Here is a 21,165-nt window from a genome sequence, read left to right as displayed (position 1 = left end):
TTGGATATTTATCTTAACGTTAGTATGGAGTTTATGAAGGATTGAAGGATGTAGGTTACTTCAATAAGTGGAGATTAAATAAGATGACCCCGTCACAATATCGAGATCATCTGTTAGTAGGCTCTTTTATTTAACTTTCCATAATCATTTCATTATATTTCTGGATAATTTTTTTCCAATCATTCCTTTTTTTATCACAGGCATTAATTAACTTTTTAAGTTTATTATTAATTTCTTTATCTATTATCTTATTTCTCTCAAGATGAACCTCTAACGCAACTAATAATATTTTTGCTAAGTCCAATTCCCCAATATTCAACGAATCTAAATTTGCAGGGAAGAACTTCATTAACATATTATGTGCAACAGTGCTATCCTCTTTAGAGTAAATCAAATCATAGAGTATTTCAAAGTTTTTGGCATGCTCCTTGCTTTCGATGGTTCTAAAAAAAGTACCATCATCAGATAACTCGGCATTTGGCGTTCCAACAAAAATCGTATTGCCGCCAACATCCGTTATATTGAATCTTCTATCATCCTTTAGGTCTTTCAATTTTGAAATCCTCGGAATGCCAGAACGTGGAATCTTTCCGATATTTTGTTTCAAGCCGGTAGTAAATGTTTCATAAACACGATTAACATCATCTACTCTTAAATAACACATATGGGGATTCTCAGAAGGCACTGTTTTTTTACTTCCATAAAAATGCATCTCAAGTGTACCGTATCTCATAACTGCATATGGATTTGGACGAGTATAAACCTCAACGTTTTCAAAACCAAGTTTTTCATAAAATGAAACTTGTTCCCTTATTGATTGACATGGCAAAATTGGAATGATTTTATCCACAAAATTTCAACCTCCATTAAGATTGTGAAATAACGTATACTTTTATAATACAATATTCATGCAAATGATAATGTTTGAGGTTTTTTAACCCTTTAATTAAGGTGTTTTTTAAAAAAAGTTGTCATGTAGTTTAATTATTAATTATAGTTTTAAAGAAGGGGTTTCAAATGAAAGGGATTGAAATAGCGAACAAATTAAATATAAGCACGAGTGCATTAAGGCATTATGAATCTTGGGGACTTGTTCCTAAAGTTGAGAGAGCAGAAAATGGTTATCGAATCTATACAAAGGAACATGAGGCTTATTTTCAATGTATTCGTGCACTATATTCTGGATTTGGGATGGATTTGGTTCGAGAGGTTATGCCACTTATTATAAATGAAAAAAAACTTGATGCTTTGTGGTTAATTAACAAGGCACAAGTTGACCTTCAAGCAGAAAAGGAAACTGCACAGCGAACTGTTGAAATGCTAGATTTAAAAGAATTAACTGATATTCCAAAGTATCGTAATAAAAATTCATTTACGATTGGAGAGGTTGCTAAAGAAGCAAAAGTCTCTACTTCCTCTATTAGACATTGGGAAAAGGAGGGGTTAATAAAACCTAAACGTCACAATGAGAGTGGATTCCGAATGTATAGTCCAGCTGATATTCGTAAAGTCCTTATTATACGCACTATTCAAAGAGTAGCTTATTCCTTGGATATCGTTCGTTCAGTATTGTCGGAACTTGATAAAAATAACGTTGCTCAGGCTAAAGAAATTGCTCTTAAATCCATGCAATATATCGATTATGCATTAGTTGAGCAAGTACGTGGAATTGCCTATTTGCATAACCTTTTAGAAATCGTTTCAAACAAGGAGAGATAAGAAATATAATGTTGTTTTATTAACATTTATATAATGTTTGATCTTCTGTAATCGGGCGCTGATCTAAAACAAGGAAAATCGTCATTCTTTATGAAATGGGCCAGAATAGCTACCCAAAAAGAAAGTGTGGTGGTGTATTCAATGCAAAAGTGTAAGAACTGTAACATGCAGTTTAGTTGGGTTAATATTTATAAATCTTTTTGGTGGGGATATAAACCAATTGAATGTGAAACCTGTAATACTGAACATAGAATAACAGTTCTTGGAAGGATAATATTTGTATCTTTGACGATCTTACCAATGCTGGTATTTGGATATTTCTTTTCACCCTTTGATCATGCTTTTGCAACAATGGGGGTAGGGATTGCTATTTTAATAATCGGTTCTCTTTTTACACCCTATTTGGTTAAATACAAAAAGGTAGATCAGCAATCATAGCGCTGAAGAATTGTCTCCAGCGCAGTCATCCGTTTCAAAATCTAAATCTTTCCAGCAGCTGAGAAATGACTTTCATCGTTTCCTCCACCGATTCCATCACATTTGGCATTTGTGCAATCCATAGAGTAGATTCATTCAGCGCACCTGAGAGGATATGTGTTAACGCATCAATGGATATCGATTCAAAGTACCCTTGCTGCTGCATCAATTGGAGTTGCTCGTGTAATAGCCGCATAGAGCCTTGTTCATCCATGCTTCGCCAAGTTTCCCAACCTAGCACTGCTGGTCCATCTATAAGCATGATTCGCTTATTTTTTTGTTCGACGGCTGTAGTAACAAAGGCACGGCATCCAAGAATTAGCTGGTCCCATACATCCTTGCTCTTGCCTGACTCAGTTTCCACCTTTTCCGCAACTTCACTTTGAACAGATTCTAGTACTGCAAGAAAAAGCCCTTTTTTACTCCCAAAATGATGATAGACTGCCCCTCGAGTTAATTTAGCTTCCTTCACTATTTCATCCAATACAGTAGCTGCGTAGCCATGCTCGGTAAAATGCTTTCTAGCTACTTCTTTGAGTTGGTTAATTGTTTCGTTAGTTTCTTCCCTACTTCTTTTCATGAAAAGTAATTCTCCTGTTCTTGTCATTACTCATAGAATTTCCAATAGACCTAGAGCTTCTTGATCTCCCGAACTGACTAGAGAACGTAATCCGTGACGAATAACCCAGTTAATGGCACCTATTCTAGCTGATTTAGTCGACGTAGTTGGCAAGTGAAATGTCGCCCTTTGCTAGTTACAAAGCGATGATGAATAGGTAATATAATTACTATCCCGTCAACAAGGCAGAACGCAATCGAAATCAAACCTAATGAATGTGTAGATAGATAAAGGAGGCCCCATTATGACGTCTCATACTCGTATTAAAATCCCGGCAGGATTCTGGTCAGGATTACTTCAATTAGGAATTTCCGCCAACGATGTGGTTCGAAAAGCACGACTGCCGCTTACGATTATTACTGAACCAGTTGTCACCACGGCCCAATACTTCGCGATCTGGCAGGCTTATTCTGAGATCATGGATGACACTGCAAAAGGAATCATCCAGCTTACGAGCGGATTTGAAACAGCGCATTACCCACCGACCGTCTTAGCGACTTACCATGCTCGTGACTACCGCGACGCTCTAAAGCGAATGGTCCGGTACAAACAACTGTGCCCTCCCGAAAGCTTACGTATCACCGAGGAAGATGAGCGCTGTACAATCGAACTAGATTGGTTGGATACCGAGCAACCTGGACCGCCGATGCTAGTTGGTATCACACTGGCTTTTCTTCTTGAGCTAGGGCGCCGGGGCACAGGTCAGCCATTGACGGCGAAGTTTGTCGAATTTTCGCACTCAATGGGCGACGTACAGGCACTTGAAGCTTACTTCGGCTGCCGTATCCGGATCGGTGCAAATGGGAATCGGCTGATACTGCATCGAGAAGATCTGGACCGCCCCTTTGTCTCGTACAACGCAGAGTTGCTGGAGATTCTGACTCCCGTACTGGATCAATCGTTAGATGAGCAGCAACGGAGCCACTCAATCACCGAGATGGTTATGTGGATCATGAAACGTAGTCTGACAGGAGGGCGCCCCGACATTCAGACTATCGCGAGCGAGTTGGGAATGAGCGATCGTACCTTGCAGCGCCGGCTTACTGACGAAGGCACAAGCTTCAAGCATTTATTGACAAAAGTCCGACATGAGCAGGCACGAGAGTACTTGGCAGACCCCTCGCTCGATATTAAAGAAGTGGCTTTCCTGATTGGATATGAGGACCAGAACTCGTTCTACCGCGCCTTCCGCCTTTGGGAAGGGAATACCCCTTTAAATTGGCGTATAGAACATTTAGGTGCAAACTCAATACATTGACTTTGTCTTAAAAGTAGATTTTTTTATCACTATATTAAAAGCCGAAAAGAGGAAAACCTAATAATAATTACAAAATAATAGGAACGGTTTTTATAGTAATTTTTTATTATCATAATAAGTAAGTTAGAAGGAGAAATGTATGATGGATATGGGATTAAACAATAAAACAGCTTTAGTGACAGGTTCAACGAAAGGGATAGGTAAAGCAATAGCCATTGAACTTGCCAAAGAAGGGGTTAATGTACTAATTAATGGACGAAATGATGAAGAGGTAGAACGAATGGTAAATGAAATTAAAACGGATTTCCCGGCTACCTCTCCTGGGAATGCTACAGCCGATATTGTGGATATGCAACAAAGAGAAGCGTTATTTAAAAAATATCCCCATATTGATATTTTAGTTAACAATATGGGGATTTATGAAATGATGCAATATGAGGACGTTGACGATGAAGTATGGGAAAATTACTTCCGTACGAATGTTCTTGCAGCAAATGGATTAACTAAATTTTATTTACCTAAAATGTTGAAAAATGATTATGGCCGCATTATCTTTATTGCGAGTGAAGAAGCAATTATGCCTTCAGGGCAAATGCCTCAGTATTGTATGACCAAATCAATGCTATTATCATTGTCAAAAAGTTTATCTAAATTAACAATAGGAACAGAAGTTACAGTCAATACAATCATGCCAGGACCAACACTCTCTGAAAATGTGCATCAAATAATTGAGGGTATATACCCTAACGAAGAGATGACTTTTTCAGAAAAAGAGAAAGAATTTATGACTACAAACCTACCTCAATCTGAAATACAGCGATTTATCAAGCCAATTGAAATAGGCAGACTAACTACATTTGTATGCAGCCCATATGCATCCGCATTTAAAGGTTCTCCCATCCGTATGGATGGTGGAATGGTACCGACTATTTTTTAACATTTTTCTAATTTTAATAATGTAAATAAGTTAAGATATGTATAACAATAGGCTGCTCTAATACTACAGTATTGGAGCAGCCTAATTCCTATCATATTATAGCTTTAAAACAATAAGTAACATAGAATCCCACTTAATTATTTGCCCCTCTGGCACGCTTCAATCATCTTTTCATAAGCAGTCTCTGATCTATTTAGTAAATCAGGTTTTATCAGCCCAATTGAATCAAACTATATTTTTATCCAACACCTTTTCCACAAACTAGAACAAGGATTGGCGCTCATTTTTCATATTAGGGCCATTATATGGAACAGCACCTTAAAAGAAAATGGGATATCTATGTTAAAAATCAGAAGAGATTATGTAGGTTCGTACTCAAACTATCGGGGAATTGGTTGAAGAAGGGCATAAAAAATAATATAATAAAAACGAACGTATATTCGATTTGGAGAGGTGGATATAATTGAGTACATACTGCAAAAGCGCATTAAATCAAATCAAAATAGCATTAAAAGCTACTGCCGAGATAATCGATAAATTAGAAGAAGCTGACTTACAAAAGAGACCTTCTTTAAATAAGCGTTCGATAGGGGAACTGTTAGAACATATTGCAATTATCTGTAAAGCTGATTTACTCATTTCAAACGGTGCAACACAAGAAGAGATGAAAGAATTCTATTCAAGTGTTCTATTTAAGGACATAAAAGATATAAAAGATGCTTTAGTTGTTAATTATAAATGTCTAAAAGAATGCTATATGAAATTTACAGAAGCTGAACTTCAAGAAAGTATTACCTCCTATTGGGAAGTAACATACACAAGGTTTGAGTGGTTGTTAGAGATTTTAGCACACGTTTATCATCACAGAGGTCAACTACACTCTATGCTTGTCCACTGTTATGGAAAAGACCCAAATATTTTATTGTTTGAATAGTCTTTCTTCTTAAGTTAAAATGAGGGTGTTAGTTGATTAAGCATGAAATGATTTTAGAACTTGTTACATGTTTAAGTTGTTCCATTAAGAGTGCGATTCAGCAGCAAAGCTCAGCACTCATTTTCATTTTAGGGTTATTTTCTTGAATACTACTCAATAATAAAATTTAGATATTTATGCTAGTACCTGAAGAAGAATGAGGTTGACTAAAGTAATAGATATACCTATAATGGTGCTGTATTTTTATTTACAAAAGGATGAATATGATGAAGAAAGCAGACAAAATAGCCTCCTAAAAACGTAATGAACATTTTAGGAGGCGTTGAAAATGAAATTTAATAGGATAGACCGTAAAAATTGGCATCGAAAAGAGTATTTTGAACACTATTTACAGCAACAAACAACATTTAGTATAACGAATGAAATAAATATTACTATTCTTATGGAAAACTTAAAGAAAAAGAATGTTAAGTTATATCCTGCGTTTATTTTTATAATTACAAAAATCGTTAATGCACATAGAGAATTCAGAACGAGCTTTAACTCAGAAGGGAAATTAGGGTATTGGACGGAGGTTTTACCTTCTTATACCATTTTTGATAAAAAAACATGTACATTTTCAAGCATTTGGTCATCAAATGTAACAACTTTTTCTGAGTTTTATTCTCAATATGAAAAAGATGTAGAAAGATACAATGGTACGGGTAGGATGTTTCCAAAGACGCCTATACCAGAAAATAATATTCCAATATCTATGATTCCTTGGAGTTCTTTTACTGGATTTAATTTGAATATTAATAATGGTGGAGACTATCTTCTACCAATTACAACTGGCGGTAAATATTCTCAAGTAAATGGGGAATTATTCTTACCTGTTTCGTTACAAATTCATCATGCAGTTTGTGATGGTTATCATGCAAGTGTTTTTATGAATGAATTCCAAAGACTAGCTGATGAAAGTGTAGAGTGGCTATAGTTGTTTATCATGGGTAATATGTCTAAAAGGAACTGTTAAATCAGTTCCTTTTTTATTAGAAAAACTATTCATTTAGGGGCATCCACCTTATACGTAGATCTACTTTATCCGAATTAAAATATGGGATGCCAAGCAAATATCCTTCCAATCATGTTAATACGATAAATTCGTTTATCTGCTTTTTTCAAATAAATCCTTAATAAAATGATTAATTACTTCATTTAATTTAGTTGCTGCTTTAGTAGGGATTTGATGTTTTTCTTTTTCTAAGTACAATAATTGATTATTAGGTAGCTTTTCATGTAAGATTTGAGCATATTTATGAAAGGATTTATCCTTCATACCATAGACAAGTAAAACAGGTAAATCAATATGTTGAAGTTTTGCAGTACAATTATATTGTAAGCTATAACGGTAATATTGCTGGATATTCTCTGCATACCCATGCAATGCTTCTTTATACATCTTCCTAAAAATGCTTCTATTATCAGAATTCCCCCACGAAATCGCAAAAGATAGAAAAGGGATTGTTTTTGTTTTGGCAATTTTTACTGCTAAAGATATTCTCTGCTTTAAAATCAGATCGTCCACTTCTGACATCCCGCTAATAATAATGCCGCCTAATGCTCTACTAGAATGATTCAACAAATATTCTAATACAATAGAACCACCTGTTGAATATCCACAAATAAACGCTTTATCTATTCCTAAATAATCCAAAAGGAATATGATATCTTCAACAATTTGGGAGTATGTAATAGGATGTTTCGAATACCCACTCCTGCCATGTCCTCTGATATCAAAAGTAATAATTTTATATTTCTTAGACAACTCTTCCACTTGATAAAAAAAATTTGCACTTGTGAGTAATGGCGGATGAATAAAAACAATCGGAACCCCACTGCCCTGTACATTATAGTACAAACTTGTTTCTCCTATATACAACACAGGCAACCTGTATTCACCTCATCCTTTTAGAGTGTTCTTCCTGATTTAATACGATTATATTTTGCTAAACATACGATTCAATTATGTATCTAAGTTAATGAGAAAATATAAGCTAGAAGTGATTCCATAAAGAGGAGAATAGCTAAATGGAAATGTGGGAAAATAGAGTATCAATCTATTTCAGAGTAAATGAATCTGAAGAAAGGTGAGATATTTGCTTGTACTTATTTTATATATTTTAGCTGCAACAATTCTCTTACTAATAAATATGAATAAGGTGTTACATCCTGTAGAAATTGTTTTATATTGGATGATAAATGCAATGATCAATGAGGAATTTATTCTCATAACGATAGCTAATCTTAAAGTGATTAAAATGCCGAATGAACCAATACCCGCTATCACATTACTCATAAGTAAGATCTATTTAATGCCGATGTTATCCCTTTGTTTTTTAACATATTTTTTAATATTTCAAACTACTATTAGCAGGATAATACTTATTTCCATTTCGGTATTAGTTCATACTTCATGTTTATACATCAATGAATGGCTAGGATTAGTAAACTTAATCCATTGGTCGTATGATCTTACCATTATTTTCTGGGGAGCTGTTTTATTTGTAAACTTATTTTTACTCTTCGGATATAGAAAATTGCTAAGGAGAGTAGGAATAGTTAATGAAAGTATTAACAATGCCTAAAAGCTTAGATGAGAATGAAATCTTTGTATTATTCGTTGCAATGGGACTATTCCTTTTTTTTATAATCTTACCGAAACGCTTCCCATTGCATTTATTTATTCTATTATTTTTAATAAATTCTTATATCGGCCGTACTGTGGATACTTCCATTGCTATACGCCCCTTTAATATTTACGATAGTTTCGATGGGAATACACATGAAATATTAGATGAAATTACGTATTCAATCGTTTATCCGATTTACGGATATCTGTTTTATTACTTCTATGATAAATATTATATGATACCTTCGTGGATTCTCCTTATCGTGTGGGCTGCTTCCAGTACATTTTTTGAATGGATTTCAACTTGTTTCAATGTTTTTCAATATCATAATTGGCATATATTGTACTCATTTTTTGTTTATCTTCTTGTTTTTATGTTCCATATTCTGTTTTTTAGATGGGTAACAAATCAAACGAAATATTCCTCTGAAAGAGTCAAATTAATACAAGGAAAAAGAAAGAAGATTGTTTTTATGAAAAAATTGAAAGAAGAGTAACACTTAAACAAATGGGGGGAGTGAAAAAGGAAATTCCGTGGAGTCGATATTCGCTTATTGTTTCTACACAATAGTATGGGTGAATGGAAGGATATTATTGATTGCAATAAGCTTGTTAATAACATAGGAAAATGATCAACACTAACTAGAAAGGTAACTCAACTGGAATAATAATGGGGTGTTTTGATGAGTAAATCTAAAGGAAAAGGTGGAACAGGGAGAGGAACAGACAAGAAGGGGTGGAATCGTTGGCAAGCTAGTGCAAACAAAAAAAAGAGTGCAAAACCATATAAAAGTAAAGGTACAAAAAAAACGGAAGTTGAAAATGCCCCAACGAGCAAGAGATAAAGTTACTTATATCCAAATTATAACGAATGCTAATAAATACAATTATTTAATTAGCCAACGTGTGCGAGCTCCTTTAAGGAGTTCGCTTTTTTCATTTTCTGCTGGGCAGGTTCGTTTAATAGTTAAGACAATTTATTTTTCTAGTTTTTCTTAAAAAGGAACGGCTTTTTTTAAATGTGAAATCTCTCTTTTAAAAAGCTCCTTAAATTTCTCCCTATCTTCTGATGTAAATGGTTTTGGCCCCTTTGTACGCTTTCCGCTTTTTCGAGCCATTGCACTCAAATATCGTGTTTGCAATAATTGGTCGATGTTTTCATTTGTATAGCTAGACCCATTATGGTGAAGGACCGCACACCCTTTTGCTAAACCAAGCGAAGCAAGACCATAATCTTGCGTAACGATTATATCTCCTTTTTCTGCTAACTTCATAATCCGATAATCAGCAGCATCTGCTCCAGAATCAACATAAATGGTTTCCACTCCTGATGGTTGTTCCGCATGAGAAAAATGAGAAAAGCTAGTAACAAGGACAACAGGAATTTCAGCATTCGTACCTTCAGAAATAATGATATCTTTTACCGGACAAGCATCTGCATCAACATAAATTTTCATGTTTACCTCTCCCCGTAAGTAAGTTTGAGTTGATGATAATGGCAAAGGTATCCTTTGTCAAACGAGAAAGATGGTTTACCTAAAAACATTAAAAGATTAATACAAAAACATATGGTGAAAAATTGATTAATTTATATTTTCTACGATCGGGCGCAATTCTATAACAAGACTGACGCTCTTTCTTTATGTAAAGGGCCATATTGTTGAAAACTAAACGAACGAGTCAGTGGATGAAAAAATGATATAATTAAATAAAACTCATTGTATAAGGAGACTTATAATTTTGGATGCAAAATGTATTATATTCTCTGAATTCGGCAGCCCTAGAGATGTGCTAAGAGTTGAGTCTAAAAGGATTGAACGACCAAGAGATCATGAGGTCCTTGTTCGAATGTTAGCTCGCCCTATCAATCCTTCTGACTTGATACCAATTAGAGGGGCATATTCTCATCGGATTTCTTTACCAAATATTCCGGGATATGAAGGCGTTGGTATTGTAGAAGATGTTGGTCCTTTCGTTTCTCAGCATGTTATTGGGAAGCGTGTTTTACCTTTGCGTGGGGAAGGCACATGGCAAGAGTATGTTAAGACCTCATCAGAATTGGCAGTTCCTATCCCTAATTCGATTGATGATTTTACGGCAGCACAGATGTATATCAATCCAATTACAGCATGGGTGGTTTGTACAGAAGTATTAAAACTAGGACAGAATGATATTCTCTTGGTTAATGCGTGCGGATCTGCGATTGGGCATATTTTTGCTCAATTATCGAAGGTTTTAGGTTTTCGATTGATTGCAGTGACAAGAAATAATAAATATACAGAAGATTTGATTCATCTCGGTGCTTCTTATGTGATAGATACTTCTAATTTTCCACTCCACGAAACAGTTATGGAGTTAACAAATGGAAAGGGTGCAGATGCTGCTATTGATTCCGTTGGAGGTTCATCTGGAAATGACTTAGCTTTTTGTGTTCACCCTAATGGGAACTTTTTAACGATTGGTCTTTTATCAGGGGTACTAGTAAACTGGGCCGATATTGTAAATAAAGCCAAGGTGAATGCGAATATGTTTCATTTACGGAATTGGAATAAAGATGTGTCGGCAGATAAGTGGCAAGAAACTTTTAATCGTTTGATAAGACTAATAGATGATAAAAAATTGAGTCTAATGAAGAAAGATTCTCAATACGACTTATCAAACATAAAAAAGGCTGTTGATGCTGTTGAATCTTCAAAGACAGCCAGAGGAAAAGTGTTTCTAACAAGCGATTGAGTGAATACTTCGTCAAGTAGAGAGTACATAATTTTTAAAAAAGTTTAAGCAATAATTTTCAGCAAAAGGGCGGCATTTCCAGAAAAAGAGCTGCGCTTTTTTAGTTTTATAAAAAAGATGGATCACTTAAAACAAAGTTTGATTATTTAAAATGAAAATTGAACACATATTTTCGTTATTCCATTAAAGTGCGCAATTGTTGAATATGCTTCTCTTTCTTAACCAACTAACTGGTGTTTTACTTAAATAAGACATTAAAAGCTCTCTCAAAAGAGAAGGGATTTTTTTCACCAATTCGTCACAAGGATTTCCCTCCTATCTGCCTAATATATGGGGAAAGGAGGGATTTTTTATGGAATCACCATTAGAAAAAATCATCTTCCAGAAGCAAGACGCGCCAGGGATTATTAAAATGGAATCAGGACTTATGTTTTACAAGGAAAAAGAAGCAATGTTATGGCTTTGTATCGAGTATAAAAATCGATTTGAAACCTATTTATTGCTTGATGATCAAGGCCAGCCACCCTACCGCAACCATCTGACATCTGGTGTAGGTCGAACACTTGAGCAAGCACGAGATATTGCAGTTAATAAAATGGAGAAAGAAGTATTTAATAAAGTTCATTAAGCCCTTCCAAATGGAAGGGCTTTTTTTGCTTGTTTAACCAAGGTAGAAGGATAGATAAACATGGATTTCGATCCCCTTCTTAATATGTGAATATTTGATTAATAGTGAGTAATAATAAGAAAAAAAGGTGGCGAGTTCTGTGAAACAGCCTGACTTTGCTTTAACCCAAGGGTGGTGGTATCCTGCAGTTCTAAGTATTATTCTCCTTTCAATTGTTTTTTTCATGCCCAAGAAAAGATTAAGCTGGAAAGAAGTTTATATTACTTTCGGAGTAATTGGTTATATCGTATGGATGGTTGATATGACAATAGCTGCTCCATTTGATCTTTTCGATATAGGTAATCCGCAAAAAGAGGGATTACCTGAGATAACCCTTTTTGGAATTATCCCCTCATGTTTATCGGTAATATATTTAAACTTATATGAAAAAAAACGGAAATGGTTCTTGGTTATCTTATTTTTCATCTTGTCACTTACACTTGAATGGTTAACAACTAGAGTTGGATTAATGAGACATTGGAATATTTTGTGGTCATCCCCTGTCCACTTTATTGCATATGCTTTTTACTTACCATGGCATTTAAATTTTATTAGGAGAAATTAGAATCTAAATGCCCTTCCAATCGGAAGGGCTCAGACTGTAGACAAACTCGAAGACATCGAGTTTGTTTACGTCATTTTTCATTTACAATGATTATTAAGGCAGATGCTGCCTATAAGACACCTGCTATCTGTAAATTCCTTTTAGAAAAAACCCTGCACTCCCTTATACTCGACTAAAAACAAAGGAAGGCTTTATGCGTAAACATGAATATGTTTATGATGAATCCTTAGTGATATTCTGGAAAAAATAAAAAGGCATTTGGGAATATGAGTATGCCTAAATGCCTTTTGTCGTCAATCTGAGACAGGAATTTAAATTTCCTGTCTATTTCAATCTTAAATTCTCCACGTCTCTTTTAATAATTGAATGCCTTCTTCAATTTCTGTCTCTGATAACCCACCATACCCTAGTAAAATTTTTGAGCCCTTAGTTTGTTTGTGTCCATCATAATAGATAGAAAATGGATAGACTTTTACCCCTGCATTTAAAGCAGCGGTAACTAGTTCTTCTTCCGACATTTGATTGTCCAATTCAATGATCAAATGCAGTCCAGACTTCTCTCCAATTACTTTAACATGACTGCCCATGTATGTGTTGATAGCTTGCATTAAGGTGCTTTGTTTTCTTCGGTAGAGTGTTCTCATTTTATTTAAATGGGTTTGCCAGTGACCTTCGTTCATAAAGTGATATAGTGTATGTTGATGAAGCCGTGATACGGTCTGTTTATAAATGGTGAAATGATCTTGGTACTTTCGTAGGAGTGGTGTTGGCAATACTAAATAACTAATGCGAATGGATGGAATTAATGACTTTGAAAATGTCCCCATGTAAACGACCTTACCGTTATTATCCAACCCTTGCAAAGAAGGAATCGGTTTTCCTTTATACCTATACTCACCGTCATAATCATCCTCAATAATGAAACGATCATTCTCTTCAGCCCATTTTAATAATTCCATTCTTCGAGTGATAGGCATGACCATTCCATCGGGAAATTGATGGGATGGAGTCACATAAGCAATACTCGCTTCACTAGATTTAAGAAGATTTACATCCATTCCATCTTTATTAAGAGGAATAGAAACTATATTTATTCCCTGATCTTTTAAGACTGCTCTTATTCTGTGGAATCCTGGATTCTCAAGTGCAAATGTATGTTGTTTCCCGATTAGTAAGCATAATAATATCATCAAAACTTGAGAACCAGCCCCAATAACAATTTGATCAGGAGAACACTTTACTCCTCTAGATTCAAACAAGTACTTGGCAATTGCCATTCTAAGCTCAAGTTCCCCTTGAGGATCTCCAGTATAAAAAAGTTCCCCCTCCGTTTCATTTAATGATCGTATAGATATTTTTTTCCAAATATTATACGGGAAATGTTTCAAGTCAACCTTTCCTGAATTGAAATCAATTTTAACATTTGGTGATTCCTTGTTGCGTTGTGTATTAATTTCACACGTGAATGGATTAGAGAATAGGTCATCTTCAAGAATGGAAACAAACAAACCTTGACGCTGTTTACTTTCTACATAGCCTTCAGCACATAGCTGGTCATATGCAGTCTGAACAGTATTTACACTCACTCCAAGATAACTGGATAGTTTGCGCTTTGATGGCAATTTCTCATTAGAAGGTATTCTTCCTGCAATAATTTCCTTCTTAATATAATCTGTCAACTGAATGTATAATGGTTTATTACTTTTATTATCTAAAATAGGCGTTATTTCAATCATATGTTTTCACCTCAAATCTAAGTTATCTGGTACTGTTGAAATTCATAAATCTGATTCTTTTAATTATACCAGTTTTTGATTTAATTAGAAAAAAGGAGGATGAAAAATGATGAACGAACAGAGAAGAGTTATTAAGGAATTAATGAATGAGAGTGAATGGAGAGAAGCATTTCCAATCATGAAGCAATTAAGGAGCCATTTAGAAGAAAGCGATTTTTTAGCATTAGTCAATGAGGCAAAACAAAAGCAGGAATATAAACTCTTTGCCCTATACGATAACCAAAAAGTGGTTGCCGTTACTGGCTTTATGCCAATGGTGACATTGTATAATGGCAGGTTCATCTGGGTGTGTGATTTAGTAACCGATTCAACTAAACGATCAAGAGGCTATGGACAAGAACTGCTTGAATATGTACATGATTGGTCACAGGAACATGGGTTTAAGATTGTTTCGCTTTCATCGGGTGTACAAAGGACAGAAGCCCATCATTTCTACGAAAATAAAATGGCATATGACAAAGTAAGCTATGTATTTTTAAAAAGACTATAATCTAAAGACTAATTGAGTAATAAAGGGTTGTAAAGAGCGTGAGGCATGGGTTTTGTTAATCGAAAAAGTTTTGTTTAAGCGCAAATTGGTGAAATATGGTGCTTTTAAAAGAACGGAATGTAGAATCAATTTGTAAGAGGGAAAGTATTCAAGCAACTGATAGATGTAATAGATGACAACGTCGAATAAGAGCAAAATTCTGCAGCAAGAATTACGCTCTTTCTTTATGTAAAGGGCCTGTTTATTTAATATTTTGAAGGGATTTGAATTATCCTTCTAGAATAACCTTTACGATGTATAGAAAATATGGAGGGTATTAATGATGTGGGAAGGATCAGCAGCTATTTGTATTAATGAAAAAGATGAAATCCTAATGATAGCACAAGAAAAACCAAATGAGCCGGAACTTTGGTCTGTTCCCTCAGGTGGAGTAGAAGAAAATGAAACATTTGAAGAATGTTGTGCTCGTGAAGTATTTGAGGAAACCGGCTATAGGATTAAGGTAATTAAAAAAGTACATGAACGTGATGGAATTACTTATAAGGTAGATGTCCATGTTAAGTATTTTGAAGTCCAACTTATAGGGGGAGAAAAGAAAATTCAAGATCCAGATCAGTTAATTTTAGATATTAGTTGGATACCTATATCTAAAATTAGTGAAATAAAAATGCTATTTGAAGAGGAACGTGAAATACTACTAAATTACTTGCAAGGTAGAAATTAAGCTAACATATATCATTAGTTCTTCTTCCAGAATCGGGCGCGTTTATTTAATAAAGCTTCTTTTTAAACAAATTTGGAATTTTTAAAGGGGAAAAAACATGTATATAAAAACAGAAAGATTAATTATACGTAATTTTGAATTAGATGATTGGAAAGAGGTACATGAGTATACTTCCAAAAAGAATGTGATGAAATATATGCCTGAAGGTGTATTAACGGAAAAAGATACAAAGGAGTTTATTAATAGAAATATTGGTGATTCAGCTGAGAAATTTCCAGTAATATTAGCTGAAGAAAATATTTTAATCGGGCATGTTGAGTTCTTCAAATATTTTGGAGAGCATTCTTATGAAATTGGGTGGGTATTTAACCCTGAATATTACAATAAAGGTTACGCTTCGGAAGCTGCATCTGCCATATTAAAATATGGTTTTGAGGATCTAAAGTTACATAGAATTGTAGCTACATGTCAGCCAGAAAATATTCCATCTTATCGTGTCATGGAAAAAATCGGCATGAGAAGAGAAGGTTATTTTAAAAAATGCATTCCTCATGGTGATCAATGGTGGGATGAATATTGCTATGCTATTTTAGAGGAAGAATATCAAATACGGCCCAGTAAGTGATCTCATAAAAATATGTACAAACAATGTTTACAAAGGACTAATTGAGGTAGGTACAGTGTTTGTTCATCCAGATTTTCAAAGGAATAGAGTAGGGAATTTATTACTAAAGGCAATTTATTATACTTTGCAAAAAAATGGGATCAAAGAATTTTGTCTAGATTGTGGATATAATAGTGCCCAAAAAATTTGGAAAAGGAAATTTGGAGCGCCTGATTACCTGTTTAAGGATTATTGGGACAAAGGACATGATCATATGATTTGGAGAAAAAAGGTCAGTGATTGTATAACAGAATAAAAATTTCTTTTTCAAATAAAGAAGCAGCGTTAAAGAAAGAAGAAATTGTTTTTAATATTGTGATCATATTTTAGCTATTCTAGAAAAGTGCGCATGCACTTTGGATAAAAAAAGAAATATAAATATCAATCTTAAAAGGGGGAAAGTTAATTTATGAAACGAGTTGATGTAACATACGTACTTCTCTTTGATGATCAGGGTGAGAATGTATTGATGGTAAAAAATAAAGGAGAAAACTCTTCTTACTATACACTTCCTGGAGGAGCAGTTGAGCCAGGAGAAACACTTGAAGAAGCTGCTATCCGTGAAGTGAAAGAAGAAACAGGCTTAGATGTAGAGATAGATGGTGTTTTTTCTGTAAGTGAAGCATTCTTCGAAGAAAGAGGACACCATGTTATTTTCTTTACTTTTAGAGGGAAAATAATCGGGGGAGAAATGAATATTTCAATGCCAGAAGAAATCGAAGAAATCACTTGGATGGATTCACAGAAAGCAGAAGATTACATACATATAACCAATTCAAAGGGATTAATAAAACGTAAATCAACAGTACCATATTTACTTAGAAAAAGAATTATTCAAATTTAATTATTTTCTTTACGAACTTGTACTTTTGTTGATTAATATTGTTGATGTTCCGTAATTGTGCGCTTTCCTGTAATAAGGATAAGTGCTTATTTTTCAGGGCCACATTCTGGAGTATTGTATTGTGAAAGAAATTGAATTTTAAAGTAATAGGTATTAAGTAAAAAGGTGCAGTAGTATCCCTATAATTACATAAGCTGTGTGTTTTGTTCTGATTGTATCTCCACCAATGACAGCTAAATAACCGAATAATAGGTTGTCTTCATTTTCAACAACAAATATAGCTGAGTTTTTCTTTTTCCCTATTTGTTCTAACCATTTCTTTATTTGTTCAGGAGTTCCCTTTCTTTAACGAATAAGTAAATTTTAACCTGAAAAGCCGAATTCCTGAACCTAAGGAATCGGCTTTTTGTATCTGTCTTCTTAAACTATTTTGTCTTAACTCTGGTACCAATATAAAGCGTAGTCATTCATTGTCGAAGCGTACCCTTGTTGTCTTAACATAGTCGTTATGTTCCCTCGATGATAAGTACCATGATTAGCAACATGAAATAACATTTCCGAGTAAGCCGTTTCTCTAGCACCGGTCCAAGGATTATTCAAATGAATCTTTTGTTCTAAATCGTTTTGATTATTGATCCAATCTTCATATTGTGAAGCTAATTCCTTATAAGATTTAACAAACTCATCTGCGGAAAATAAATTAGACTTTTCTTGGAGAGCGATAGAAATTGCCAATGCTTCTTGCATATCCATTCCCTTAAGTACTTGTAACCACATAACATCTACTACATAGATGTGACTAAACGTTTGAGCAATCGTTGGATATGAACTGCTTACCTCTTCATATAGGACATTACTTGGTAATTCTTTTATTCTTTCTAGTAACAGCTTATTAGCCCAAACATGATACTTATACATATTTTTTGCATGGTTCATTTAACATCTACTCCTTAATTTCTGTTTTTGTAACAGTTGATATTTGTATTATAAAAAAAGATATATGACAGCATCTTGTCATACATCTTTATAAACTTTCATTATTTTTTTTGCCTCATCTAATAAAATGGATTGCAGTTTCACAGGCTTTAAAACTTTAGCCCCGCTGCCAAAGCTTAAAAGAATGGATTTAAGCCATCCAGCATGCAGAGGCTGGTAAACAGAAATTGTCAGTGTCATACTTCCATCACTGTTAAAGACCTTTGATGAATTTTGGAATTGGTCTAATACTTCTGCTAAGGAATCAGGATTCACCCGGATTACCACATCCTCAAATCCATCTAGATCAAAATCTGAATAAGATGAGTCACCTTTCATTTCGTGAGTTTGCAGAAACTTTTCTTGTTTCAGAATGATATTCAGCATACGTGATACTCTAAATTCTCTATAATTCTGACGTTCTCTGCAATAACCATATACATACCAGCTGCGAAACTTATAATGAAGATGAACAGGTTCTAATTCACGTGATGTAAATTCATTTTTTTTACTTACATAATCAAAGTGGATGACCCTTTTTTCCTGTATAGCTTTTCGCAGATCGATTAATGAAGCCGGTTCTGTTTTATCGCTTTCCAAGTTAACTAATAAAGCACTAGTGTTGCCACTTGTATCCAGTGTTTTTAATCTTTCTATCGTTTGTTCAACTTCCTTATCTTCAAAAATACGTGATAAACTGCTTAATACTGTGATTAGATTCAATATGTCATAGGAACCCATTAAGCTTTTATCAAATTTGTATCCCTTTATGATACCGAAACCTCCGTTAGTACCATGATAAGAAACGACTGGTATTCCGGCAGCACAAATAGCTTCGATGTCTCTATATATGGTTCGAGATGATACTTGGAATTCTTCAGCTAAACTAGAAGCTGATAAAATTTCATTATTTAGGAGCTTGAATATGATGGATATCAAACGTTCTAATTTCAATTCTCATTTCCTTCCCTCAATAATTAATTTAGCGACTATTGTCATTCCAAACCCTAATTAAATTCTTAATTTTCATTTTTGAACGTATCCTTTCTAAAAATGAATATTTGTACATAGTGTAACTGTTAATTCGTTTATTTGAAATAAAAAATCATTAAAGTTTGCTAACCTAAACTAGGATAAGAGCTCATTTTTCATGTAAGGGCAAGATGTTTAGTAAATAAGGAGATGAACGTAATGGCCTCTCCTCGCTCTGCAGCATCGCCCCATTTCTTGAAAATGAGTTCTTGCAAGAACTGGCGGTGGATGCGCTTGAGAAACAGGGATTTTCTGAAGTACAGCCACTACTGCCTTTCATTGACGCTGATAGGCTTGTCAAAGAAAGAAGATATAGGAGCATGATATAGCGGCAGCACCGCATAGCGCCTGAATATCATGAATAAGAACATTAAAAATTTTTAGTATTCAATTATGTTTTTATTGACGAACGTGTGTTCTGTATTGTAAAGTGTGTTTATGGTGATAATAGTTGGGAGTTACTCCTACTTGGAAATTACTTGAGCATTGAAGAAATTAAGACTAAGGAGCTGTTGAATGATGTCAGTTAGTTTGAATCCGTATTTGATTTTTGATGGGAACGCGAGAGAAGCTGTCCATTTTTACGAGAAAGCGCTTGGCGGAAAAGTGATGGGTATCATGACGTTCGGAGATATGCCGGCAGACCCGAATTACCCGTTGACGGATGATATGAAGAATCGAGTTATGCATGCACATTTGAAAGTTGGAGAAGCAGACCTCATGTTCAGCGATACATACGAAGGCATGCCTTATCAGCCAGGCAATACGATTCAGATGGCCATTCATCCGAAAGAAGAGGCTAGAGCTAGAGAAATCTTTGCTGCTTTGGAAGACGGCGGACAAGTCATTATGCCCCTTCAGAAGACGGATTGGAGCCCCTTGTATGGGCAAGTAAAGGACAAGTTCGGCGTTACTTTCCAAGTGAATGTCCCTGGAGAGCAATCGTAGTATTAGAAAAAAGCTTTCCGCTCTACCAACAAACAAAGCCTCTGTTTACGAATGGACAGGAGGTCAACTTATTTGCCAATACAATGTTTGTGTGGCTAATGAATAAATCCTGCGAGGTCAAGATCCTTCCAAAAAGAGTGCAATTCGGCAGTAAGAATTGCGCTCTTTCATTTTGTAAAGGAGCAGATTTTTGAAGATGAGCAAGGAATATTCAACAAAAGGGAAGAAGCGTTTAAGAAGGTAAAATTCACACATTCGCTGAATATATAGATATAGAAATTAAATAAATCGGGTTTCAAATGACGAAACCACTAGGAGTTGACCGGAGATGGAAATACGTGTGAATCAAATTGAATTGAATGGACTCACTTTTCAATATCGTGAGAGTGGGGAACCTTCTGCACCACCACTTGTTGCCCTTCACGCGCTGGGAAAAAGTGCAGAATCATGGGATCATGTGGCTGCTAGCTTAGCAGAAAAATACCGCATTTTAGCTTTAGACCAAAGAGGTCATGGTGGAAGTGCGAGAACGAGTACATACTCTTTTGAATTGATGTGTGATGACTTGCTTTATTTTGCAGATGTGTTGAATTTAGAACGGTTTACGCTAATTGGTCATTCCATGGGGGGAACAGTTTCATATCTTTTCGCGGAAACATTTCCTTCGAGGATAGAGCGGTTGATTGTTGAAGACACTCCTCCTCCTTTTCCAAATAAGCCGATCGAAATTCCTTCCGAACCTTCTGATCCTCTGCCGTTCGATTGGCTGGTTGTACCTTCGATTCTACGCCAACTTAATGAACCTAATCCTAATTGGTGGGCACGTCTCGCCGACATTATCATACCGACGCTTATTATAGGCGGTGGGGCTAGTCATATTCCTCAAAATAAATTACTGGAAGTCTCTAAGCTTATTCCTGATTGCGACCTGGTAACGATAGAGAATGCCGGGCACCATGTGCATGAGGATAATTTACCAGCCTTCTTAGCTGCCATAAAAAGTTTTCTTGATTCATGAATTTTCGAAAGCGATTATTACTACCCTGAATTATTGTAGCAATGTAAAAAGCTTGATTATAATTAAGTATGTTCTTTTATAAAAAAGATGGACA

The 21,165-nt window shown here is 35.0% G+C and carries 25 protein-coding genes and 1 pseudogene; 19 read left to right on the top strand and 7 right to left on the bottom strand.

Annotated features, from left to right (window positions below; genetic code table 11):
* Window positions 1–41 precede the first annotated feature (41 nt).
* Window positions 42–134: an IS3 family transposase gene (locus FI644_RS27295; RefSeq protein ID WP_075209093.1), complete on the top strand. Its 93-nt coding sequence runs from the start codon at window positions 42–44 to the stop codon at window positions 132–134.
* Here the strand turns inward: FI644_RS27295 and FI644_RS03785 are convergent.
* On the bottom strand, window positions 131–850 hold the full coding sequence (locus FI644_RS03785) for a DUF8817 family protein (protein ID WP_056682865.1): 720 nt from the start codon (window positions 848–850) through the stop codon (window positions 131–133). The two genes, FI644_RS27295 and FI644_RS03785, sit on opposite strands and share 4 nt — an antisense overlap.
* Window positions 851–1,017: 167 nt before the next feature.
* On the opposite strand from FI644_RS03785, the gene FI644_RS03780 reads away from it, so the two are divergent.
* Together FI644_RS03780 and FI644_RS03775 are read left to right on the top strand one after the other, a co-directional pair.
* Window positions 1,018–1,719 carry a MerR family transcriptional regulator gene (locus FI644_RS03780; RefSeq protein WP_053474673.1) on the top strand — a complete coding sequence of 234 codons (702 nt, stop codon included), beginning with the start codon at window positions 1,018–1,020 and terminating at the stop codon, window positions 1,717–1,719.
* Between the two features lie 141 nt (window positions 1,720–1,860).
* The gene (locus FI644_RS03775) at window positions 1,861–2,157 is read left to right on the top strand and encodes a TIGR04104 family putative zinc finger protein (RefSeq protein ID WP_181758172.1); all 297 of its coding nucleotides are present in this window, start codon (window positions 1,861–1,863) and stop codon (window positions 2,155–2,157) included.
* A 34-nt stretch (window positions 2,158–2,191) separates the two neighbouring features.
* Here the strand turns inward: FI644_RS03775 and FI644_RS03770 are convergent, their stop codons facing one another.
* Window positions 2,192–2,776 (bottom strand): TetR/AcrR family transcriptional regulator, encoded by a 585-nt coding sequence (locus FI644_RS03770; RefSeq protein WP_142108053.1) that lies wholly within the window; start codon window positions 2,774–2,776, stop codon window positions 2,192–2,194.
* Window positions 2,777–3,059: 283 nt separating this feature from the next.
* Here FI644_RS03770 and FI644_RS03765 point away from each other — a divergent pair, with 283 nt between their 5' ends.
* The 4 genes from FI644_RS03765 (at window position 3,060) to catA (ending at window position 6,920) form a co-directional block, all read left to right on the top strand.
* Entirely contained in the window at window positions 3,060–4,073 is a 1,014-nt protein-coding gene (locus FI644_RS03765) for an AraC family transcriptional regulator (protein WP_142108052.1), read from the top strand.
* 142 nt (window positions 4,074–4,215) lie between these two features.
* Complete coding sequence (locus FI644_RS03760) at window positions 4,216–5,010, top strand: SDR family NAD(P)-dependent oxidoreductase (protein ID WP_142108051.1); 795 nt, start codon at window positions 4,216–4,218, stop codon at window positions 5,008–5,010.
* A gap of 463 nt (window positions 5,011–5,473) precedes the next feature.
* The gene (locus FI644_RS03755) at window positions 5,474–5,944 is read left to right on the top strand and encodes a DinB family protein (protein WP_142108050.1); all 471 of its coding nucleotides are present in this window, start codon (window positions 5,474–5,476) and stop codon (window positions 5,942–5,944) included.
* Between the two features lie 328 nt (window positions 5,945–6,272).
* Complete coding sequence (gene catA / locus FI644_RS03750) at window positions 6,273–6,920, top strand: type A chloramphenicol O-acetyltransferase (RefSeq protein WP_053474678.1); 648 nt, start codon at window positions 6,273–6,275, stop codon at window positions 6,918–6,920.
* A 171-nt stretch (window positions 6,921–7,091) separates the two neighbouring features.
* Here catA and FI644_RS03745 read toward each other — a convergent pair whose 3' ends face one another.
* Window positions 7,092–7,874: an alpha/beta fold hydrolase gene (locus FI644_RS03745; protein WP_053474679.1), complete on the bottom strand. Its 783-nt coding sequence runs from the start codon at window positions 7,872–7,874 to the stop codon at window positions 7,092–7,094.
* A gap of 674 nt (window positions 7,875–8,548) precedes the next feature.
* Between FI644_RS03745 and FI644_RS03740 the strand changes: the two genes are divergently transcribed.
* Together FI644_RS03740 and FI644_RS03735 are read left to right on the top strand one after the other, a co-directional pair.
* On the top strand, window positions 8,549–9,112 hold the full coding sequence (locus tag FI644_RS03740; RefSeq protein WP_053474681.1) for a hypothetical protein: 564 nt from the start codon (window positions 8,549–8,551) through the stop codon (window positions 9,110–9,112).
* 186 nt (window positions 9,113–9,298) lie between these two features.
* A complete protein-coding gene (locus FI644_RS03735) occupies window positions 9,299–9,460 on the top strand; it encodes a DUF3934 domain-containing protein (protein WP_142108049.1) in 162 nt (53 codons plus the stop codon).
* Window positions 9,461–9,610: 150 nt separating this feature from the next.
* Here the strand turns inward: FI644_RS03735 and FI644_RS03730 are convergent, their stop codons facing one another.
* Window positions 9,611–10,072, bottom strand: coding sequence for a YaiI/YqxD family protein (locus FI644_RS03730; protein ID WP_142108048.1), 462 nt, complete (start codon window positions 10,070–10,072; stop codon window positions 9,611–9,613).
* A gap of 280 nt (window positions 10,073–10,352) precedes the next feature.
* On the opposite strand from FI644_RS03730, the gene FI644_RS03725 reads away from it, so the two are divergent.
* From FI644_RS03725 to FI644_RS03715, 3 genes are all read left to right on the top strand, one after another.
* On the top strand, window positions 10,353–11,348 hold the full coding sequence (locus FI644_RS03725; protein ID WP_142108047.1) for a zinc-dependent alcohol dehydrogenase family protein: 996 nt from the start codon (window positions 10,353–10,355) through the stop codon (window positions 11,346–11,348).
* A 352-nt stretch (window positions 11,349–11,700) separates the two neighbouring features.
* Window positions 11,701–11,976, top strand: a complete 276-nt coding sequence (locus FI644_RS03720) for a hypothetical protein (protein WP_056682880.1) — start codon at window positions 11,701–11,703, stop codon at window positions 11,974–11,976.
* 139 nt (window positions 11,977–12,115) lie between these two features.
* Complete coding sequence (locus tag FI644_RS03715; RefSeq protein ID WP_053474685.1) at window positions 12,116–12,580, top strand: hypothetical protein; 465 nt, start codon at window positions 12,116–12,118, stop codon at window positions 12,578–12,580.
* 335 nt (window positions 12,581–12,915) lie between these two features.
* On the opposite strand, the gene pdxR is transcribed toward FI644_RS03715, so the two are convergent.
* Entirely contained in the window at window positions 12,916–14,316 is a 1,401-nt protein-coding gene (pdxR, locus tag FI644_RS03710; protein ID WP_053474686.1) for a MocR-like pyridoxine biosynthesis transcription factor PdxR, read from the bottom strand.
* A 106-nt stretch (window positions 14,317–14,422) separates the two neighbouring features.
* Between pdxR and FI644_RS03705 the strand changes: the two genes are divergently transcribed.
* From FI644_RS03705 to FI644_RS03685, 5 genes and pseudogenes are all read left to right on the top strand, one after another.
* The gene (locus tag FI644_RS03705; RefSeq protein WP_379997923.1) at window positions 14,423–14,866 is read left to right on the top strand and encodes a GNAT family N-acetyltransferase; all 444 of its coding nucleotides are present in this window, start codon (window positions 14,423–14,425) and stop codon (window positions 14,864–14,866) included.
* Window positions 14,867–15,185: 319 nt separating this feature from the next.
* Window positions 15,186–15,590, top strand: coding sequence for an NUDIX hydrolase (locus tag FI644_RS03700; protein ID WP_142108046.1), 405 nt, complete (start codon window positions 15,186–15,188; stop codon window positions 15,588–15,590).
* Between the two features lie 97 nt (window positions 15,591–15,687).
* A complete protein-coding gene (locus FI644_RS03695) occupies window positions 15,688–16,215 on the top strand; it encodes a GNAT family N-acetyltransferase (protein ID WP_053474688.1) in 528 nt (175 codons plus the stop codon).
* Window positions 16,193–16,510: pseudogene (locus tag FI644_RS03690) on the top strand (GNAT family N-acetyltransferase); the annotation flags it as partial. The gene FI644_RS03695 and the pseudogene FI644_RS03690, both read left to right, overlap by 23 nt.
* 153 nt (window positions 16,511–16,663) lie before the next feature.
* Window positions 16,664–17,098: an NUDIX hydrolase gene (locus FI644_RS03685; RefSeq protein ID WP_053474689.1), complete on the top strand. Its 435-nt coding sequence runs from the start codon at window positions 16,664–16,666 to the stop codon at window positions 17,096–17,098.
* Window positions 17,099–17,533: 435 nt separating this feature from the next.
* On the opposite strand, the gene FI644_RS03680 is transcribed toward FI644_RS03685, so the two are convergent.
* Together FI644_RS03680 and FI644_RS03675 are read right to left on the bottom strand one after the other, a co-directional pair.
* The gene (locus FI644_RS03680) at window positions 17,534–18,034 is read right to left on the bottom strand and encodes a DinB family protein (protein ID WP_053474690.1); all 501 of its coding nucleotides are present in this window, start codon (window positions 18,032–18,034) and stop codon (window positions 17,534–17,536) included.
* A gap of 78 nt (window positions 18,035–18,112) precedes the next feature.
* On the bottom strand, window positions 18,113–19,027 hold the full coding sequence (locus FI644_RS03675) for a helix-turn-helix transcriptional regulator (protein WP_142108045.1): 915 nt from the start codon (window positions 19,025–19,027) through the stop codon (window positions 18,113–18,115).
* A gap of 597 nt (window positions 19,028–19,624) precedes the next feature.
* Between FI644_RS03675 and FI644_RS03670 the strand changes: the two genes are divergently transcribed.
* Together FI644_RS03670 and FI644_RS03665 are read left to right on the top strand one after the other, a co-directional pair.
* On the top strand, window positions 19,625–20,053 hold the full coding sequence (locus FI644_RS03670; RefSeq protein ID WP_053477448.1) for a VOC family protein: 429 nt from the start codon (window positions 19,625–19,627) through the stop codon (window positions 20,051–20,053).
* Window positions 20,054–20,381: 328 nt separating this feature from the next.
* Window positions 20,382–21,071, top strand: coding sequence for an alpha/beta fold hydrolase (locus tag FI644_RS03665; RefSeq protein ID WP_053474691.1), 690 nt, complete (start codon window positions 20,382–20,384; stop codon window positions 21,069–21,071).
* The last annotated feature ends 94 nt before the right edge of the window (window positions 21,072–21,165 follow it).

The sequence above is a fragment of the Cytobacillus solani genome (assembly GCF_006704205.1).
GTDB classification, from domain to species: Bacteria; Bacillota; Bacilli; order Bacillales; family Cytobacillaceae; genus Cytobacillus; species Cytobacillus solani.
Note: the sequence above shows the minus strand (reverse complement) of the source record. Positions and strands in the feature narration are given on the sequence as shown.

Bases quoted from the DNA above. Each gene is read 5' to 3' on its own strand.
- FI644_RS03780 (WP_053474673.1), top strand. From the start codon at position 1,018: ATGAAAGGGATTGAAATAGCGAACAAATTAAATATAAGCACGAGTGCA.
- FI644_RS03680 (WP_053474690.1), bottom strand. From the start codon at position 18,034: ATGAACCATGCAAAAAATATGTATAAGTATCATGTTTGGGCTAATAAG.
- pdxR (WP_053474686.1), bottom strand. From the start codon at position 14,316: ATGATTGAAATAACGCCTATTTTAGATAATAAAAGTAATAAACCATTA.
- FI644_RS03705 (WP_379997923.1), top strand. From the start codon at position 14,423: ATGATGAACGAACAGAGAAGAGTTATTAAGGAATTAATGAATGAGAGT.
- FI644_RS03775 (WP_181758172.1), top strand. From the start codon at position 1,861: ATGCAAAAGTGTAAGAACTGTAACATGCAGTTTAGTTGGGTTAATATT.
- FI644_RS03770 (WP_142108053.1), bottom strand. From the start codon at position 2,776: ATGAAAAGAAGTAGGGAAGAAACTAACGAAACAATTAACCAACTCAAA.
- FI644_RS03665 (WP_053474691.1), top strand. From the start codon at position 20,382: ATGGAAATACGTGTGAATCAAATTGAATTGAATGGACTCACTTTTCAA.
- FI644_RS03735 (WP_142108049.1), top strand. From the start codon at position 9,299: ATGAGTAAATCTAAAGGAAAAGGTGGAACAGGGAGAGGAACAGACAAG.
- FI644_RS03670 (WP_053477448.1), top strand. From the start codon at position 19,625: ATGTCAGTTAGTTTGAATCCGTATTTGATTTTTGATGGGAACGCGAGA.
- FI644_RS03695 (WP_053474688.1), top strand. From the start codon at position 15,688: ATGTATATAAAAACAGAAAGATTAATTATACGTAATTTTGAATTAGAT.
- FI644_RS03685 (WP_053474689.1), top strand. From the start codon at position 16,664: ATGAAACGAGTTGATGTAACATACGTACTTCTCTTTGATGATCAGGGT.
- FI644_RS03730 (WP_142108048.1), bottom strand. From the start codon at position 10,072: ATGAAAATTTATGTTGATGCAGATGCTTGTCCGGTAAAAGATATCATT.
- FI644_RS03765 (WP_142108052.1), top strand. From the start codon at position 3,060: ATGACGTCTCATACTCGTATTAAAATCCCGGCAGGATTCTGGTCAGGA.
- FI644_RS03740 (WP_053474681.1), top strand. From the start codon at position 8,549: ATGAAAGTATTAACAATGCCTAAAAGCTTAGATGAGAATGAAATCTTT.
- FI644_RS03700 (WP_142108046.1), top strand. From the start codon at position 15,186: ATGATGTGGGAAGGATCAGCAGCTATTTGTATTAATGAAAAAGATGAA.
- catA (WP_053474678.1), top strand. From the start codon at position 6,273: ATGAAATTTAATAGGATAGACCGTAAAAATTGGCATCGAAAAGAGTAT.
- FI644_RS03720 (WP_056682880.1), top strand. From the start codon at position 11,701: ATGGAATCACCATTAGAAAAAATCATCTTCCAGAAGCAAGACGCGCCA.
- FI644_RS03760 (WP_142108051.1), top strand. From the start codon at position 4,216: ATGGATATGGGATTAAACAATAAAACAGCTTTAGTGACAGGTTCAACG.